At 55.4% G+C, this 17,238-nt stretch carries 17 protein-coding genes; 15 read left to right on the forward strand and 2 right to left on the reverse strand.

Annotated elements, in window-relative coordinates; all coding sequences use genetic code 11:
- Nucleotides 1–12: 12 nt before the first annotated feature.
- Both corC and lnt read left to right on the forward strand, forming a co-directional pair.
- A complete protein-coding gene (corC, locus tag JT31_RS06275) occupies nt 13–891 on the forward strand; it encodes a CNNM family magnesium/cobalt transport protein CorC (RefSeq protein ID WP_038474686.1) in 879 nt (292 codons plus the stop codon).
- Between the two features lie 7 nt (nt 892–898).
- Nucleotides 899–2,440, forward strand: coding sequence for an apolipoprotein N-acyltransferase (gene lnt / locus JT31_RS06280; protein ID WP_038474689.1), 1,542 nt, complete (start codon nt 899–901; stop codon nt 2,438–2,440).
- Between the two features lie 84 nt (nt 2,441–2,524).
- On the opposite strand, the gene JT31_RS23870 is transcribed toward lnt, so the two are convergent.
- The gene (locus JT31_RS23870) at nt 2,525–2,776 is read right to left on the reverse strand and encodes a hypothetical protein (protein WP_158399821.1); all 252 of its coding nucleotides are present in this window, start codon (nt 2,774–2,776) and stop codon (nt 2,525–2,527) included.
- A 46-nt stretch (nt 2,777–2,822) separates the two neighbouring features.
- On the opposite strand from JT31_RS23870, the gene JT31_RS06290 reads away from it, so the two are divergent.
- The 4 genes from JT31_RS06290 (at nt 2,823) to JT31_RS06305 (ending at nt 6,068) form a co-directional block, all read left to right on the forward strand.
- Nucleotides 2,823–3,728 carry an amino acid ABC transporter substrate-binding protein gene (locus JT31_RS06290; protein ID WP_038474695.1) on the forward strand — a complete coding sequence of 302 codons (906 nt, stop codon included), beginning with the start codon at nt 2,823–2,825 and terminating at the stop codon, nt 3,726–3,728.
- Nucleotides 3,729–3,928: 200 nt separating this feature from the next.
- Nucleotides 3,929–4,669, forward strand: a complete 741-nt coding sequence (locus tag JT31_RS06295; RefSeq protein ID WP_038474698.1) for an amino acid ABC transporter permease — start codon at nt 3,929–3,931, stop codon at nt 4,667–4,669.
- A complete protein-coding gene (gene gltK / locus JT31_RS06300; RefSeq protein WP_038474700.1) occupies nt 4,669–5,343 on the forward strand; it encodes a glutamate/aspartate ABC transporter permease GltK in 675 nt (224 codons plus the stop codon). Before JT31_RS06295 ends, gltK begins: the two co-directional genes overlap by 1 nt.
- Entirely contained in the window at nt 5,343–6,068 is a 726-nt protein-coding gene (locus JT31_RS06305; protein WP_038474702.1) for an amino acid ABC transporter ATP-binding protein, read from the forward strand. Before gltK ends, JT31_RS06305 begins: the two co-directional genes overlap by 1 nt.
- A gap of 51 nt (nt 6,069–6,119) precedes the next feature.
- On the opposite strand, the gene JT31_RS06310 is transcribed toward JT31_RS06305, so the two are convergent.
- Nucleotides 6,120–6,602 (reverse strand): zinc ribbon-containing protein, encoded by a 483-nt coding sequence (locus JT31_RS06310; RefSeq protein ID WP_038474705.1) that lies wholly within the window; start codon nt 6,600–6,602, stop codon nt 6,120–6,122.
- A 264-nt stretch (nt 6,603–6,866) separates the two neighbouring features.
- On the opposite strand from JT31_RS06310, the gene leuS reads away from it, so the two are divergent.
- The 9 genes from leuS to rlpA all read left to right on the forward strand — a co-directional run bounded on the left by leuS (nt 6,867) and on the right by rlpA (nt 17,157).
- The gene (leuS, locus tag JT31_RS06315) at nt 6,867–9,449 is read left to right on the forward strand and encodes a leucine--tRNA ligase (protein WP_038474708.1); all 2,583 of its coding nucleotides are present in this window, start codon (nt 6,867–6,869) and stop codon (nt 9,447–9,449) included.
- Between the two features lie 14 nt (nt 9,450–9,463).
- Entirely contained in the window at nt 9,464–10,081 is a 618-nt protein-coding gene (lptE, locus tag JT31_RS06320; protein ID WP_038474711.1) for an LPS assembly lipoprotein LptE, read from the forward strand.
- Nucleotides 10,078–11,109, forward strand: a complete 1,032-nt coding sequence (gene holA / locus JT31_RS06325) for a DNA polymerase III subunit delta (RefSeq protein ID WP_038474714.1) — start codon at nt 10,078–10,080, stop codon at nt 11,107–11,109. The genes lptE and holA overlap by 4 nt, the downstream gene beginning before the upstream one ends.
- Nucleotides 11,102–11,749: a nicotinate-nucleotide adenylyltransferase gene (gene nadD, locus JT31_RS06330; protein ID WP_038474717.1), complete on the forward strand. Its 648-nt coding sequence runs from the start codon at nt 11,102–11,104 to the stop codon at nt 11,747–11,749. Before holA ends, nadD begins: the two co-directional genes overlap by 8 nt.
- Before the next feature lie 317 nt (nt 11,750–12,066).
- Nucleotides 12,067–12,384 carry a ribosome silencing factor gene (gene rsfS, locus JT31_RS06335; RefSeq protein WP_038474720.1) on the forward strand — a complete coding sequence of 106 codons (318 nt, stop codon included), beginning with the start codon at nt 12,067–12,069 and terminating at the stop codon, nt 12,382–12,384.
- 3 nt (nt 12,385–12,387) lie between these two features.
- The gene (gene rlmH / locus JT31_RS06340) at nt 12,388–12,858 is read left to right on the forward strand and encodes a 23S rRNA (pseudouridine(1915)-N(3))-methyltransferase RlmH (protein WP_008456055.1); all 471 of its coding nucleotides are present in this window, start codon (nt 12,388–12,390) and stop codon (nt 12,856–12,858) included.
- Between the two features lie 27 nt (nt 12,859–12,885).
- Nucleotides 12,886–14,787: a peptidoglycan DD-transpeptidase MrdA gene (gene mrdA / locus JT31_RS06345; RefSeq protein ID WP_038474723.1), complete on the forward strand. Its 1,902-nt coding sequence runs from the start codon at nt 12,886–12,888 to the stop codon at nt 14,785–14,787.
- Between the two features lie 2 nt (nt 14,788–14,789).
- Nucleotides 14,790–15,902 carry a peptidoglycan glycosyltransferase MrdB gene (gene mrdB, locus JT31_RS06350; RefSeq protein WP_038474726.1) on the forward strand — a complete coding sequence of 371 codons (1,113 nt, stop codon included), beginning with the start codon at nt 14,790–14,792 and terminating at the stop codon, nt 15,900–15,902.
- Nucleotides 15,903–15,918: 16 nt separating this feature from the next.
- Nucleotides 15,919–17,157: an endolytic peptidoglycan transglycosylase RlpA gene (gene rlpA, locus JT31_RS06355; RefSeq protein WP_038474729.1), complete on the forward strand. Its 1,239-nt coding sequence runs from the start codon at nt 15,919–15,921 to the stop codon at nt 17,155–17,157.
- Nucleotides 17,158–17,238: the final 81 nt, after the last annotated feature.

Genomic DNA, 17,238 nt, shown 5'->3' on the forward strand with positions numbered 1-17,238 from the left:
AAACCTAACGCCATGAGCGACGACAATTCACAGAATAGTGACACGCCGGAAGCCAAAAAGGGATTTTTCTCCCTCATCCTCAACCAGCTGTTTCACGGTGAACCTAAAAACCGTGACGATCTGCTAACGCTCATTCGTGATTCTGAGCAAAACTCTCTGATAGACCAGGACACCCGCGACATGCTCGAAGGGGTGATGGATATCGCCGACCAGCGCGTCCGCGACATCATGATCCCGCGTTCACAGATGGTGACGCTTAAGCACAACCAGACGCTGGACGAGTGCCTCGATGTCATTATCGAATCCGCTCACTCCCGCTTCCCGGTTATCAGCGAAGACAAAGATCACATCGAAGGGATTCTGATGGCGAAAGATCTGCTGCCGTTTATGCGCAGCGATTCTGAGCCGTTTAGCATGGAAAAAGTATTACGTCAGGTCGTTGTCGTGCCTGAAAGTAAGCGGGTTGACCGCATGCTGAAAGAGTTTCGTCAGCAGCGCTACCACATGGCGATTGTCATTGATGAATTCGGCGGCGTTTCAGGCCTCGTGACCATCGAAGATATTCTTGAACTGATTGTCGGCGAAATCGAAGACGAGTACGACGACGAAGAAGACGGCGATTTCCGCCAGCTGAGTCGCCATACTTGGACGGTGCGTGCCCTCGCCTCTATTGAAGACTTCAACGATACCTTCGACACGCACTTTAGCGACGAAGAAGTCGACACCATCGGCGGCCTGGTGATGCAAGCCTTTGGCCATCTGCCTGCCCGTGGCGAAACCATTGAAATAGATGGTTACCAGTTCAAAGTCGCGATGGCCGATAGCCGTCGTATTATTCAGGTTCATGTCAGAATTCCGGACGACTCGCCGCAACCTAAACTGGACGAATAACGCCGCTATGGCTATAGCTCAACTTCTTCAACGCCAGCGCATTCGCCTGCTGCTGGCGCTTTTGTTTGGTGCCTGTGGAACGCTGGCTTTTTCTCCCTATGATGTCTGGCCAGCGGCCATTGTCTCGCTTGCCGGTTTACAGGGATTAACGCTAAATCGTCGCCCGGTGCAAAGCGCCTCAATTGGCTTCTTTTGGGGGCTGGGGCTGTTCGGCAGCGGCGTTAACTGGGTGTACGTGAGCATTGCCCAGTTCGGCGGTATGCCGGGCCCGGTGAACGTATTCCTGGTGGTGCTTCTGGCCGCCTACCTGTCGCTATACACTGGCCTGTTCGCCGGCGTTCTCAGCAAGCTATGGCCGAAAACAACGTGGTGGCGAGTGGCCATTGCCGCCCCGGTCGTCTGGCAAATTACCGAATTCCTGCGCGGCTGGGTACTCACCGGCTTCCCGTGGCTGCAGTTTGGCTATAGCCAGATAGACGGCCCGTTAAAAGGCATCGCGCCGATTTTTGGGGTCGACACCATTACGTTCCTGCTGATGATCATCAGCGGCCTTCTGGTTTATGCCCTCCAGGCGCGTAAGTGGGTTCCCGCCGTGGTCTCCGCCGCATTGCTCCTCCTGCCCTGGCCGCTGCGCAGTATTCAGTGGTTTCAGCCACAGGCGGAACGCTCCGTCGACGTGGCGATGGTGCAAGGCAACATTCCTCAGTCGCTGAAATGGAATGAAAGCCAGCTGCTGGACACGCTGAAAATCTATCTGGATAAAACGCAGCCGGAGATGGGCAAGGCGCAGCTGATTATCTGGCCGGAATCGGCTATCTCCGATCTGGAAATCAATCAGCAGCAGTTCCTGACTATGATGGATGACCTGCTGCGCTCGAAGCACAGCTCGTTAATTACCGGCATCGTCGACGCCCGCCTTAACAAGCAGAACCGGTACGACACCTACAACACCATTATTACCCTTGGTGAAGGTAGCCCTTACAGCTATACCAGCAGCAATCGCTACAATAAAAACCACCTGGTTCCCTTTGGTGAGTTTGTCCCGCTTGAATCGATTCTGCGCCCGCTGGCACCGTTCTTCGATCTGCCGATGTCTTCGTTCAGCCGTGGCCCCTACGTTCAGCCGCAGCTGCTCTCAAACGGCGTCCGGCTAACGGCGGCTATCTGCTACGAGATTATCCTGGGTGAACAGGTACGCGATAACTTCCGGCCGGATACCGACTTCCTGCTGACCATCTCCAACGATGCCTGGTTCGGTAAATCTATCGGTCCGTGGCAGCACCTGCAGATGGCGCGCATGCGTTCGCTGGAGCTCGGGCGGCCTCTGCTGCGCAGCACCAATAACGGTGTGACCGCGGTGGTCAACGCCGAAGGTGATATCACCCATATCATCCCGCAGTTCACCCGCGAAGTGCTGGAGGCAAAAGTCACGCCAACCACTGGCCTGACGCCTTATGCACGTTTCGGCTTCTGGCCTCTTTGGGTCATTACCGCCCTGTTTGGCTTTGGTGCCCTGGTGATGAGCCTGCGTAGCCGTAATAAAAAGTAACCCCCCCTTCTGATAAAAAGGCCGGCAAATCTGCTGGCCTTTTTCATTTTTGGCACGAGCTTTGCTAGATTTTAGCTGTAGAAATCAAATAACTGGCGCAAAGACGCCCTGTGGCCTGGCCGTATCGGGCAATGAAAAGCTCATGCACCAAAAAGCGACATCGCAAGCACCGTTATAGTGCATCGGCATATCTTTGCCTTTAAAGGGTGCGGCGCGCTTCGCAAAAATAAACATCTTCTTAGCAATTTCTTTACATTCAGCTAGGTTAGATGTTAACAAAAGAGCATTGCATGACGCTTTTAGCAACATGAAAAAACAACAAAACACAACACTCACATCGGATACCGGTGCCTCCTCTGGCACTAAGATTAAGGAGTTGGATATGCAATTACGTAAACTGGCCACGGCAATGCTGGTGATGGGCATGAGCGCCACGATGGTTCATGCAGAAGACGCTAAGCCTCAGCAGTCAACGCTGGATAAAATCAAAGCCAACGGCGTTATCGTGGTCGGCCACCGTGAATCATCTGTACCTTTCTCTTACTACGACAACCAACAAAAAGTGGTTGGCTACTCTCAGGATTACTCTAACGCCATCGTGGAAGCGGTGAAGAAGCAGCTAAATAAACCTGACCTGCAGGTGAAGCTGATTCCAATTACCTCTCAAAACCGTATCCCGCTGCTGCAAAACGGCACCTTCGATTTTGAATGCGGTTCCACTACCAACAACCTGGAGCGTCAAAAACAAGCCGCGTTCTCCGACACTATTTTCGTGGTCGGTACCCGCCTGCTGGTGAAAAAAGGCGGTGCAATTAAAGACTTCCCGGACCTGAAAGGTAAAACCGTTGTCGTCACCTCAGGCACCACTTCCGAAATTCTGCTCAACAAGCTGAACGACGAGCAGAAAATGGACATGCGCATTATCAGCGCCAAAGACCACGGTGACTCCTTCCGTACGCTGGAAAGCGGTCGTGCCGTTGCCTTTATGATGGATGACGCCCTGCTGGCCGGTGAACGTGCGAAAGCAAAACAGCCGGATAACTGGGAGATCCTCGGCAAGCCGCAGTCCGAGGAAGCTTACGGCTGCATGCTGCGTAAAGACGACCCAGCGTTTAAAAAGCTGATGGATGACACCATCGCGAAGGCGCAAACCTCCGGTGAAGCCGCCAAATGGTTTGATAAGTGGTTTAAACAGCCAATTCCGCCGAAGAACCTCAACATGAACTTCGATCTTTCTAACGAAATGAAAGCGCTGTTCAAGGAACCAAACGACAAAGCTCTCAACTAATTAGAAACACAGGGGCCGGAAAAATCCGCCCTCCCGATTGACGAACTGAAGCCTGGACAGACTATGCGTTGGTGGGTCGTTCCCCCACCAGCGTGAAGGTGCCCAAAAACGCAGGCAAAGATCTGCTTAAAGGCGCCGGCTTCTCATCAATCTTCGAGGGTAGCCTGAGCTACCCTCTTTTTTTTCTCTCGGAGTAAGTTATGTCTATAGACTGGAACTGGGGAATCTTTTTACAGCCCGCCCCGTTCGGCAACACAACCTATCTGGGCTGGATTTGGAATGGCTTCCAGGTCACCGTCGCCCTGTCAATTACCGCATGGATCATTGCTTTTCTGGTAGGGTCTCTGTTTGGTATTTTGCGTACGGTCCCTAACAAATTCCTGTCCGGGCTCGGTACGCTATACGTTGAACTCTTTCGCAACGTTCCCCTGATAGTGCAATTCTTCACCTGGTATCTGGTCGTGCCTGAACTGCTGCCGGAAAACCTCGGCATGTGGTTTAAGTCCGAGCTGGACCCCAATATTCAGTTCTTCCTCTCGTCAATGATTTGCCTGGGGCTGTTTACCGCCGCTCGCGTTTGCGAACAGGTTCGTGCAGCTATCCAATCTTTGCCTCGCGGGCAAAAGAACGCCGCGCTGGCGATGGGATTAACCCTGCCACAGGCCTACCGCTACGTGCTGCTGCCTAACGCCTACCGCGTCATCGTCCCGCCAATGACTTCCGAAATGATGAACCTGGTGAAAAACTCGGCCATCGCTTCAACCATTGGCCTGGTAGACATGGCGGCACAGGCGGGCAAACTGCTGGATTACTCGGCACACGCCTATGAATCCTTTACGGCGATTACCCTTGCCTATGTACTGATCAACGCCGTCATCATGGGCGTGATGTATGTGGTCGAACGTAAAATTCGCCTGCCTGGCAATATGGGGGGCAAATAATGCACGATTTTGACTGGAGTTCTATTCTGCCTGCCCTGCCTTTCCTGATGCAGGGCCTGGTCATTACCCTCAAAATCACCGTTACGGCGGTGGTGATTGGTATTGTCTGGGGCACGCTGCTGGCGGTCATGCGCCTGTCGAGCTTCAAGCCGATCGCATGGTTCGCTACCGTCTACGTGAACGTTTTCCGCTCCGTGCCGCTGGTAATGGTGCTGCTCTGGTTCTATCTGGTGGTCCCGGGCTTCCTGCAATCGGTGCTCGGCCTGTCGCCAAAGACCGATATTCGCCTGATTTCCGCGATGGTTGCCTTCTCAATGTTTGAAGCCGCCTACTACTCGGAAATCATCCGTGCCGGCATTCAGAGTATTTCCAGAGGGCAGTCAAACGCCGCGCTGGCGTTGGGCATGACCCACTGGCAGTCGATGAAGCTCATCATCCTGCCGCAGGCTTTCCGCGCCATGGTGCCGCTGCTGTTAACCCAGGGGATCGTGCTGTTCCAGGACACCTCTCTGGTGTACGTTTTAAGCCTGGCCGACTTCTTCCGTACCGCCTCCACTATCGGCGAGCGTGACGGAACTCAGGTCGAAATGATCCTGTTTGCCGGCCTGGTCTATTTTGTGATTAGCCTCAGTGCATCGCTGTTGGTCAGCTACTTGAAGAAAAGGACTGTGTAATGATTACCCTGAAAAATGTTTCTAAATGGTATGGTCACTTTCAGGTGCTGACCGAGTGCTCCACCGAAGTGAAAAAAGGCGAAGTGGTGGTGGTTTGCGGGCCTTCCGGCTCCGGCAAATCCACGCTTATCAAAACCGTCAACGGCCTGGAGCCGGTGCAAAAAGGCGAGATTCTGGTTAACGGTACTCAGGTTAACGACAAGAAAACCAATCTGGCGCAGCTGCGTTCGCACGTCGGCATGGTGTTCCAACACTTCGAGCTGTTCCCGCACCTGTCGATTATCGAAAATCTGACGCTTGCCCAGGTCAAAGTGCTGAAGCGTGATAAAGCCGCGTCTCGCGCCAAAGGGTTAAAGCTGCTGGAGCGTGTAGGGCTTTCCGCACATGCCGATAAATATCCGGCCCAGCTCTCCGGCGGCCAGCAGCAGCGCGTCGCCATTGCTCGTGCCCTGTGCATGGATCCTATTGCAATGCTGTTCGACGAACCCACCTCCGCGCTCGATCCGGAAATGATCAACGAAGTGCTGGACGTGATGGTTGAGCTGGCAAACGAAGGCATGACGATGATGGTTGTGACCCACGAAATGGGCTTTGCCCGCAAAGTGGCTAACCGCGTTATCTTCATGGATGAGGGGAAAATTGTCGAAGATTCGAACAAAGACGATTTCTTCAATAATCCGCAGTCAGAGCGCGCCAAAGACTTCCTGGCGAAGATCCTGCACTAAGCAAATTGCCTAATCCAGGTAAAAGGCCTTCCCAAACGGGAAGGCTTTTTTTTAAGGTTCAAACGGGCGACGGTGAAACTGGTTGTGCCCACATTTTGGGCAAACTGGCAGCACGTCCGGGGTATAAATCGCGATGTGATGATGGCAGTTTTCACACACCAGGTTTCCAAGCCCTACCACTTCACCGCTGTGATACACGCCGTGGTGGCTAAGGTCTTTAAATACTTCCCGCCACTCCAGCTGGGTTTTATCGGTAATGTCTGCAAGCTCCTGCCACAGGCTCTCTTTAATCACCCGCATAAAGACGCTGTCGGTAAATTCCTCCTGGCTTTCACCGTAGCTACGCGCGAACTCTTCGAGGTCGCGCCGTACCGCTCGCGTCACCTCTTCTATTTCCGTTCGGGTCAGTTCGCCGGTGTCATTCATCTGCTTGCGAGCGCTTGCAACCAGCGCGTCGATATCACGCTCGCCCTTGCGCAACCGTTCGCTCAGCGATTCAATCAGTTCCCGGTAAAATTGAGCAACCTTGTTCATCGTTAGCCTGCCTCCTTGAAGGATTCCTGCATTCGCGGTGTGGTAACTGACTCTAATAGTAGACCTTAATCCGGCAACGCTTTGTTAGTTTAGCCACACCCTGGGTAAAAAACTGCAAGCATCCCGTAACGGCGAAATGGTCACTGAGGGCGTTGAAAGGCTGTTTTGCCGCTGTCTAATCGGCTATGCTATGGCGATCTGAACTCGAATTCATTAAAGGCTACTTTTCGTAGCCGTCTTTCATTAACAGGACTACTGGCTGCCATGCAAGAGCAATACCGCCCGGAAGAGATAGAATCCAACGTCCAGCAACACTGGCAAGAGAACCGTACTTTTGAAGTGACCGAAGACGAAGGCAAAGAGAAATACTACTGCCTCTCAATGCTGCCCTATCCTTCCGGCCGACTACATATGGGCCACGTCCGTAACTACACCATCGGCGACGTTATCGCGCGCTACCAGCGCATGCTGGGTAAAAACGTCCTGCAGCCGATTGGCTGGGATGCGTTCGGCCTGCCGGCTGAAGGTGCTGCGGTAAAAAACAATACTGCGCCAGCCCCGTGGACCTACGACAACATTAATTACATGAAGAACCAGCTGAAAACGCTGGGCTTTGGCTATGACTGGAGCCGTGAACTGGCCACCTGTACGCCTGAGTACTACCGCTGGGAACAGCAGTTCTTCACTCAGCTGTACAACAAAGGCCTGGTTTATAAAAAAACCTCCGCGGTTAACTGGTGCCCGAACGACCAGACCGTGCTGGCGAACGAGCAGGTTATCGACGGCTGCTGCTGGCGCTGTGACACCAAGGTTGAGCGTAAAGAGATCCCGCAGTGGTTCATTAAAATCACCGCCTACGCCGACGAATTGCTGAACGACCTGGATACGCTGGACCACTGGCCAGATCAGGTCAAAACCATGCAGCGCAACTGGATTGGCCGCTCCGAAGGCGTGGAAATCACTTTCGACGTTGAAAATAGCGCCGAGAAGCTGACCGTTTACACCACGCGTCCTGATACCTTCATGGGTGTGACCTATCTGGCCGTTGCCGCCGGTCACCCTCTGGCTCAGCAGGCTGCGGTAAATAACCCAGCGCTTGCCGAATTTATTGAAGAGTGCCGTAACACCAAAGTGGCCGAAGCCGACATGGCGACCATGGAGAAGAAAGGCGTCGCTACCGGCATCAACGCCATTCATCCGCTGACCGGTGAAAGCGTTCCGGTCTGGGTGGCCAACTTCGTGCTGATGGAATACGGCACCGGCGCAGTGATGGCCGTTCCGGGTCACGATCAGCGCGACTGGGAATTCGCCACTAAATACAGCCTGTCAATCAAGCCGGTTATTCTGAATGCCGACGGCAGCGAGCCGGATCTTTCTGCCTCCGCAATGACCGAGAAAGGCGCACTGTTTAACTCCGGCGAATTCGACGGTCTGGACTTCCAGCAGGCGTTTAACGCGATTGCCGATAAGCTGGCAGCCAAAGGCGTAGGCGAACGTAAAGTGAACTTCCGCCTGCGCGACTGGGGCGTTTCCCGTCAGCGGTACTGGGGCGCACCAATCCCGATGGTGACCCTGGAAGACGGCACCGTGATGCCAACGCCTGAAGACCAGCTGCCGGTTATTCTGCCGGAAGACGTGGTTATGGACGGTATCACCAGCCCAATTAAAGCCGATCCTGAGTGGGCCAAAACCACCGTCAACGGCATGCCTGCGCTGCGCGAAACCGATACCTTCGACACCTTTATGGAGTCTTCCTGGTACTACGCGCGCTATACCTGCCCACAGTACGATAAAGGCATGCTGGACTCCAAAGCGGCCAACTACTGGCTGCCGGTCGATATCTACATCGGCGGTATCGAACACGCCATCATGCACCTGCTCTACTTCCGCTTCTTCCACAAGCTGATGCGCGACGCGGGCATGGTGACCTCTAACGAACCGGCTAAACAGCTGCTGTGCCAGGGTATGGTGCTGGCGGATGCCTTCTACTACACCGGCGTTAACGGCGAGCGTAACTGGGTTTCCCCGGTAGACGCCATCGTTGAGCGCGACGAGAAAGGCCGCATCATAAAAGCACGTGACGCAGAAGGCCGTGAACTGGTCTATGCTGGCATGAGCAAAATGTCGAAGTCGAAAAACAACGGCATCGACCCGCAGGTGATGGTTGAACGCTACGGCGCGGATACCGTTCGTCTGTTTATGATGTTTGCTTCACCGGCGGATATGACGCTTGAGTGGCAAGAGTCCGGCGTAGAAGGCGCAAACCGCTTCCTGAAACGCGTCTGGAAACTGGTCTACGAACACACGAACCGTGGCGCCGCGCCTGCGCTGGACATCGCCGCCCTGAGCGAAGATCAGAAAGCACTGCGCCGCGACGTGCATAAAACAATTGCCAAAGTGACCGACGATATCGGCCGCCGCCAGACCTTTAACACCGCCATCGCAGCCATCATGGAGCTGATGAACAAGCTGGCAAAAGCACCGCAGGACGGCGAGCAGGATCGTGCTCTGCTGAACGAAGCGCTGCTGGCCGTTGTGCGCATGCTGTATCCGTTCACCCCGCACGTTTGCTTCGACATGTGGCAGTCGCTGGGCGGTGAAGGCGATGTGGACAACGCGCCGTGGCCACAGGCTGACGAGCAGGCAATGGTTGAAGACTCTCGTCTGGTCGTGGTTCAGGTTAACGGCAAAGTGCGCGGTAAAGTGACCGTGCCTGCTGATGCCACCGAAGCACAGGTGCGCGAGCGCGCCGGTCAGGAACACCTGGTCGCGAAATATCTTGAGGGTGTAACCGTGCGTAAAGTGATTTACGTCCCGGGTAAACTGCTCAACCTGGTTGTGGGCTAAGCGCAGGAGGAAGCGTGCGACATCCCTTTGTCACCCTGTTAGTAACCCTGGCGGTGCTGGTCACCGCCGGATGTGGTTTTCACCTGCGTGGCAACACGCAGGTTCCCTCAGAGATGAAGACGCTGATCCTCAACTCTGGCGATCCTAACGGCCCGTTAACGCGTGAAATCCGTAAGCAACTACGCTTAAACGGCGTCACGATTGTGGACGATACCGGCACTGGCGTCCGCAAGGATATTCCGTCCCTGCGCGTGGGTGCTTTAGGCCTCAGCCAGGATACCGCTTCGGTGTTCCAGAACGGTCAGACCGCGGAATACCAGATGGTGATGGTGGTGAATGCCCAGGTTCTGATCCCGGGTCATGACATTTATCCGATCAGCGCGAAGACCTACCGTTCGTTCTTTGATAACCCGCTGACTGCGCTGGCGAAAGACGCCGAGCAGGATTTGATTATCAAAGAGATGTACACCAACGTTGCCCAACAGCTGATCCGCAAACTGCTGGCCGTTCACGCCGCAGACCTTGAAGCAACAAAGGATGAGGAAAAACCGGTTAGTGCACAAAAATCGGTCGCTCCGGCTCCTGCTGGCCGGGTATCCACCACTCTGCCGGCAACCCCTGTTAGCAAATGATCCGAGTGTATCCGGAACAACTCCACGCGCAGCTCAATGAAGGGCTGCGCGCGGCGTATCTGCTGTCAGGTAACGATCCTCTCTTACTGCAGGAAAGCCAGGATGCTGTCCGCAAAAGCGCGCAGCTACAGGGCTTTGAAGAACATCACACCGTTCAGATTGACGCCTCCACAGACTGGCAGGCGTTATTTTCCATTTGCCAGGCCCTGAGCCTTTTCGCCAGCCGCCAGACGCTGCTCCTGCTGCTGCCGGAAAACGGCCCGAATGCGGCGATTAACGCGCAGCTGGAAACGCTGGTGAGCCTGCTTCATGACGACATCCTGCTGCTGGTTCGTGGAAATAAGCTGACGAAAGCGCAGGAGAATGCTGCCTGGTTTACCCAACTGGCCAACCGCTCCGTGCTCGTCACCTGCCAGACGCCTGAACAGGCAAACCTGCCCCGCTGGGTGTCCCAGCGCGCAAAACAGATGAACCTGACGCTGGACGACGCGGCTAATCAGCTGCTCTGCTACTGCTATGAGGGCAATCTGCTGGCACTTTCTCAGGCGCTGGAAAGGCTTTCTCTTATCTGGACAGACGGCAAACTCACGCTGCCGCGCGTCGAACAGGCGGTGAATGATGCCGCCCACTTCACGCCTTTTCACTGGGTAGATGCTCTGCTCGCCGGTAAGAGCAAACGAGCGCTGCATATATTGCAACAGCTTCGGCTGGAGGCCAGCGAGCCGGTCATTCTGCTGCGGACGTTACAGCGTGAACTCCTGCAACTGGTCAATCTCAAACGCCAGTCTGCAACGACGCCGCTGCGTACGTTGTTCGATCAGCAACGCGTGTGGCAAAACCGCCGCCAGCTCGTTACCGAGGCGCTGAACCGCGTATCGGCCGAGCAGCTTTACCAGGCCGTTCGTTTACTGACGCGCATCGAGCTGACGCTGAAGAAAGACTACGGGCAGTCTGTCTGGGACGATCTCGAAGGCCTTTCCTTGTTGATCTGCCATAAAGCTTTACCGGAAATCTTTATTGATGCCTGACACTTCTCTTCTGGCGCTGTACGGCGGGACCTTTGATCCTATCCATTACGGCCACCTGAAATCGGTTGAAGCCCTGGCACGCCTGGTGAAGCTGAAAAGCGTCACCATCATGCCGAATAATGTGCCACCTCATCGTCCACAGCCGAAAGCCAGCAGCGAGCAGCGCAAAGAGATGATTGAGCTGGCGATAGCCGGTAATCCGTTGTTTATCCTTGATGACCGAGAGCTGACTCGCACTACGCCATCCTGGACCGTGGAAACTCTGGAACTGCTCCGGGCTGAACTGGGGCCGAAGCAGCCGCTGGCCTTTATTATCGGTCAGGACTCTTTACTCAGCCTGCACCGCTGGCACCGTTGGGAAACACTGCTCACGCTTTGCCATCTGCTGGTCACCCAGCGGCCAGGCTATCCGTTAACCATGGAAACACCCGAGCAGCAGGCGTGGCTCGCACAAAACGTAACGGATTCGGTCGAAACATTACATCAGCAGCCGGCAGGAAAAGTCTTCCTCGCGCAAACCCCACTCTACGACATCTCAGCGACCACTATTCGCCATCGCCTTGAGAATAATCAGCCCTGTGACGACCTGCTCCCGCCTGACGTACTGGCTTTTATTCTCCAGCACGGGCTTTATCGCTAAGCGTCAGGGCTGGTCTGAATTACCGGGGAGAACGACAGTGAAGTGTACTGGTTTACGCTATTATGTTTTACCGGGAGTGCCAGCCATTGACACCACCCCTCAGGCTGTTATGCTCCGCTGCCATAATTTCCTGCCCGTAAATCCGGCTTTTCTGAAATAGTTTTACAAAAATGGCGATGCAAACTCCGGCGTGCAATGGGATGATACCCCGCGATTCGCGCTGGCCGGCCAATTTTTCAGCCAAAGCCGCCTGCCCTGTTGGGTATAGGGTTATTTACGGGCCAAACCACACACTCTTATTCTCTCAGGGGGAACACTTGCAGGGTAAAGCACTTCAGGATTTCATCGTCGATAAAATCGACGACCTCAAAGGCCAGGACATCATCGCGATTGATGTTAAAGGCAAATCCAGCATCACCGACTGCATGGTCATCTGCACCGGAACGTCTAACCGCCACGTTATGTCTATTGCTGAACACGTTGTACAGTCCTCCCGCGAAGTTGGCCTGTCGCCGATGGGCGTGAAAGGCATTAACGCTTCCGACTGGGTTGTTGTCGATCTGGGCGAAATTATCGTTCACGTCATGCAGGAAGAGAGCCGCCAGCTGTACGAACTGGAAAAACTCTGGAGCTAACGGGTGAAGCTGCAACTGGTGGCCGTTGGAACCAAAATGCCTGACTGGGTGCAGACCGGCTTTACCGAGTACCTGCGTCGATTCCCGAAAGACATGCCTTTTGAGCTGGTAGAAATTCCGGCTGGAAAACGCGGCAAAAATGCCGATATCAAACGCATCCTCGAAAAAGAGGGCGAAATGATGCTGGCCGCCGCGGGCAAAGGTAACCGGATAGTGACGCTGGATATCCCCGGTCAACCGTGGGACACCCCGCAGCTTGCCACGCAGTTGGAACGCTGGAAACAGGATGGCCGCGACGTCAGCCTGTTGATCGGTGGCCCGGAAGGCTTAGCACCAGCCTGCAAGGCCGCGGCCGAGCAAAGCTGGTCGCTCTCCACGCTAACCATGCCTCATCCGCTGGTCAGGGTGCTGGTAGCGGAAAGCCTCTATCGGGCCTGGAGCATTACCACCAACCACCCTTACCATCGTGAGTAAACCTGAGCGGGTAAAACTAAGCAGCGAATGAAATTACAGAATTCTTTTCGCGACTACACTGCTGAGTCTGCGCTCTTTGTGCGCCGGGCGCTGGTCGCTTTTATCGGCATTTTGCTGCTTACCGGCGTGCTGATCGCCAACCTTTATAATCTGCAGATCGTCCGCTTCAACGACTACCAGACTCGGTCCAATGAAAACCGCATCAAGCTGGTTCCTATTCCGCCAAGCCGCGGCATTATCTACGATCGCAACGGCACGCCGCTGGCGCTGAACCGCACCATCTACCAAATTGAGATGATGCCGGAGAAGGTCGATAACGTTCAGGACACGCTGGAGGCGCTCCGCCCGGTCGTTGACCTGACCGATGACGACATCGCCAACTTCAAAAAAGAGCGTTCACGCTCGCACCGTTTTACCTCCATAGCGGTAAAAACCAACCTGACCGAAGTTCAGGTTGCCCGCTTTGCGGTAAACCAGTACCGCTTCCCCGGCGTGGAAGTTAAAGGCTACAAGCGCCGCTACTATCCTTATGGCTCCGCACTGACCCACGTCATCGGCTACGTCTCTAAAATCAACGATAAAGACGTTGAGCGCCTGGATAAAGAAGGCAAGCTGGCCAACTACGCTTCGACCCACGACATCGGCAAGCTCGGCATCGAACGTTATTACGAAGATGTCCTGCACGGCCAGACGGGCTACGAAGAGGTTGAAGTTAACAACCGTGGCCGCGTTATCCGCCAGCTTAAAGAAGTGCCGCCCCAGGCCGGGCACGATATTTATCTGACGCTGGACCTCAAGCTTCAAACGTATATCGAAACCCTGCTGGCGGGCAGCCGTGCTGCGGTAGTGGTCACAGACCCGCGCACCGGCGGCATTCTGGCGCTGGTTTCAATGCCAAGCTACAACCCGAACCTGTTTGTGGATGGGATCTCAAGCAAGGACTATTCCGGCCTGCTGAGCGACCCGAATACCCCGCTGATTAACCGTGCGACCCAGGGCGTTTACCCTCCGGCCTCTACCGTGAAGCCTTACATGGCGGTTTCGGCGCTGAGCGCGGGCGTCATTACGCGTAACACTTCGCTGTTTGACCCAGGCTGGTGGCAGCTGCCAGGCTCGGAAAAACGCTACCGCGACTGGAAAAAATGGGGCCACGGCCGCCTGAACGTGACCAAATCGCTGGAAGAATCCGCCGATACCTTCTTCTACCAGGTCGCCTACGACATGGGTATTGACCGCATAGGTGAATGGATGAGCAAATTCGGCTATGGTCACCTCACGGGAATCGACCTCTCCGAAGAACGTGCGGGTAACATGCCAACGCGCGAGTGGAAGCTGAAACGCTTTAAAAAGCCGTGGTATCAGGGTGACACCATTCCGGTAGGCATCGGCCAGGGCTACTGGACAGCAACGCCAATCCAGATGAGCAAGGCGATGATGATCCTGATTAACGACGGTATCGTTCGCGTGCCGCATCTGCTGATGAGCACCACGGAAAACGGCAAACAGGTTCCGTGGCAGCAGCCGACAGAAGCCCCCGTGGGCGACATTCACTCAGGCTATTGGGAAATCGCTAAAGACGGGATGTATGGCGTAGCCAACCGGCCTAACGGCACCGCGCACAAATACTTCGCCAATGCGCCTTACAAAGTGGCGGCGAAATCCGGTACCGCGCAGGTCTTCGGCCTGAAGGCCAACGAAACATATAACGCACACAAAATTGCTGAGCGTCTGCGCGACCACAAGCTGATGACGGCGTTCGCACCGTACGACAACCCACAGTTCACCGTGACCATGATTCTGGAGAACGGCGGCGCAGGTCCGGCCGTCGGGACTATCATGCGCCAGATCCTCGACCACGTCATGTTGGGGGATAACAACACGGTACTGCCGTCTGAAGCACCGGCCACCTCGGCCGCAGAGGATCAATAAGCATGACTGACAATCCTAATAAAAAGACGATTTGGGATAAGATCCACCTCGACCCGACTTTCCTGGTGACTATCCTCGCCCTGTTGGTCTTCAGCGCCCTGGTGGTGTGGAGCGCCAGCGGTCAGGATATGGGCATGATGGAGCGTAAAGTCGGCCAGATCCTGATGGGGCTGGTTATCATGGTCGTTATGGCGCAGATCCCGCCCCGCGTGTATGAAGGCTGGGCGCCCTATCTCTACATTTTCTGTATTATTTTGCTGGTTGCGGTTGACGCCTTCGGGGCTATTTCAAAAGGGGCACAGCGCTGGCTGGACTTAGGCTTTGTCCGTTTTCAGCCTTCGGAAATCGCTAAAATTGCCGTCCCGCTGATGGTCGCCCGTTTTATTAACCGCGACGTTTGCCCGCCCACGCTGAAAAATACCGGCATCGCGCTTATCCTGATCTTCATGCCTACCCTGCTGGTTGCCGCGCAGCCTGACCTCGGCACCTCTATTCTGGTCGCCGCTTCGGGTCTGTTCGTGCTGTTCCTCTCCGGCATGAGCTGGCGGCTTATTCTGGTTGCCGTGCTGCTGGTTGCGGCCTTCGTGCCTATCCTGTGGTTCTTCCTGATGCACGACTACCAGCGCGCTCGCGTGATGATGCTGCTGGATCCGGAAAGCGATCCGCTGGGCGCGGGCTATCATATTATTCAGTCCAAAATCGCTATCGGCTCCGGTGGCCTTCGCGGCAAGGGCTGGCTGCACGGCACGCAGTCTCAGCTTGAATTCCTGCCCGAACGCCACACGGACTTTATCTTCGCGGTGCTGGCTGAAGAGCTAGGATTAGTGGGTATTCTGGTGCTGCTGGCGCTTTATCTGCTGCTTATCATGCGTGGCCTGTTTATTGCCGCTCGGGCGCAAACTACCTTCGGGCGCGTGATGGCCGGCGGACTGATGCTCATTCTGTTCGTCTATGTATTTGTAAATATTGGCATGGTTAGTGGTATCTTACCGGTGGTCGGCGTGCCGTTACCGCTCGTCAGTTACGGGGGGTCGGCGCTCATCGTTCTGATGGCCGGGTTCGGTATCGTCATGTCGATACACACACACAGAAAAATGTTATCAAAAAGCGTGTAACTGGATGAGGTGCGCAATGGGTAAGCAAAAACGGTGGGCTGGCGTCTGCATCGCTGCAGCGTTACTGGCGGCATGTTCGTCAAATGATGATAGCCAGCAGCCGGTTAATCAGCCGCAGCAGCCGGTAGTGTGCAACGGCCCAGTCGTCGAAATCAGCGGCGCAGAGCCACGCTACGAACCGCTGAATCCGTCGGTCAATCAGGATTACCAGAACAACGGCAAAAGCTACAAAATTGTTCAGAATCCGGCCAACTTCAGCCAGTCTGGCTTTGCGGCAATCTATGACGCCGAGCCGGGTAGCAACCTGACGGCCTCCGGTGAAGCGTTTGATGCCAATGCGCTCACCGCCGCGCACCCAACGCTGCCAATCCCAAGCTACGCGCGAATCACCAACCTCGCGAATGGCCGCATGATTGTGGTACGCATCAACGATCGTGGCCCTTATGGCAACGACCGCGCTATCTCACTTTCTCGCGCGGCTGCGGACAGGCTGAATACCTCGAACAACACCAAAGTTCGCATCGACCCAATTATCGTCGCGCAGGACGGTACGATGTCCGGCCCGGGCACCGCCTGTACGACAATCGCTAAACAGACCTATGCGCTGCCGGCCCGTCCTGACCTTAGCGGCGGTATGGGTAGCGTGTCCTCCCCTGCACAGCCAGCAGCCCCACAAGGTGACGTACGCGCTATCAGTAACTCCACGCTGCAAAGCGCGGATGCTACCGGTGCACCGGTTCAAAGCAGCGGTTTCCTGGGTGCACCAACGCCGCTTGCGGCAGGGGTGATAGAAACACCTGACACTGCTGCAACAGCGACAGCAGCTGCGACAACTCCGACTGCCCAGCAGCCAGCCGCAACGGCAGCTGCGGCAGCGACGACGGCCACTCCGCCTGTAGCCCCACAACCTGCACCTATCGTTGAACAACCTGCCCCCGCCGTTGCCGCACCAGTCACGGCACCGGGTTCTGTGCAAGGCCACGTGCAACGTAGCGCGGCGGCAACCAGCGCCCCTGCCAGCAGCGGGCGTTATGTTGTTCAGGTTGGCGCCGTCAGCGATGGAGCACGCGCCAGCCAGTGGCAGCAGAAGCTGAGCCAGCAGTTTGGCGTTCCGGGCGCGGTGTCCCATAACGGCGCGGTTTATCGCGTTCAGCTTGGCCCGTTCAGCAGCCGTAATGAAGCCACAGCTCTGCAGCAGCGCCTGATGTCGGAAGCGCAACAGCAATCCTTTGTGACCAACGCTCCGTCTATGTAAAGCTGTGACTGGCATGTTTCTTGCCCGTAAATTTGTGTAAAGACCATTAACAAACTCACGTGCAAAGTCAGATGCCAGTCA

The organism is Cedecea neteri (assembly GCF_000757825.1).
GTDB lineage: Bacteria > Pseudomonadota > Gammaproteobacteria > Enterobacterales > Enterobacteriaceae > Cedecea > Cedecea selenatireducens.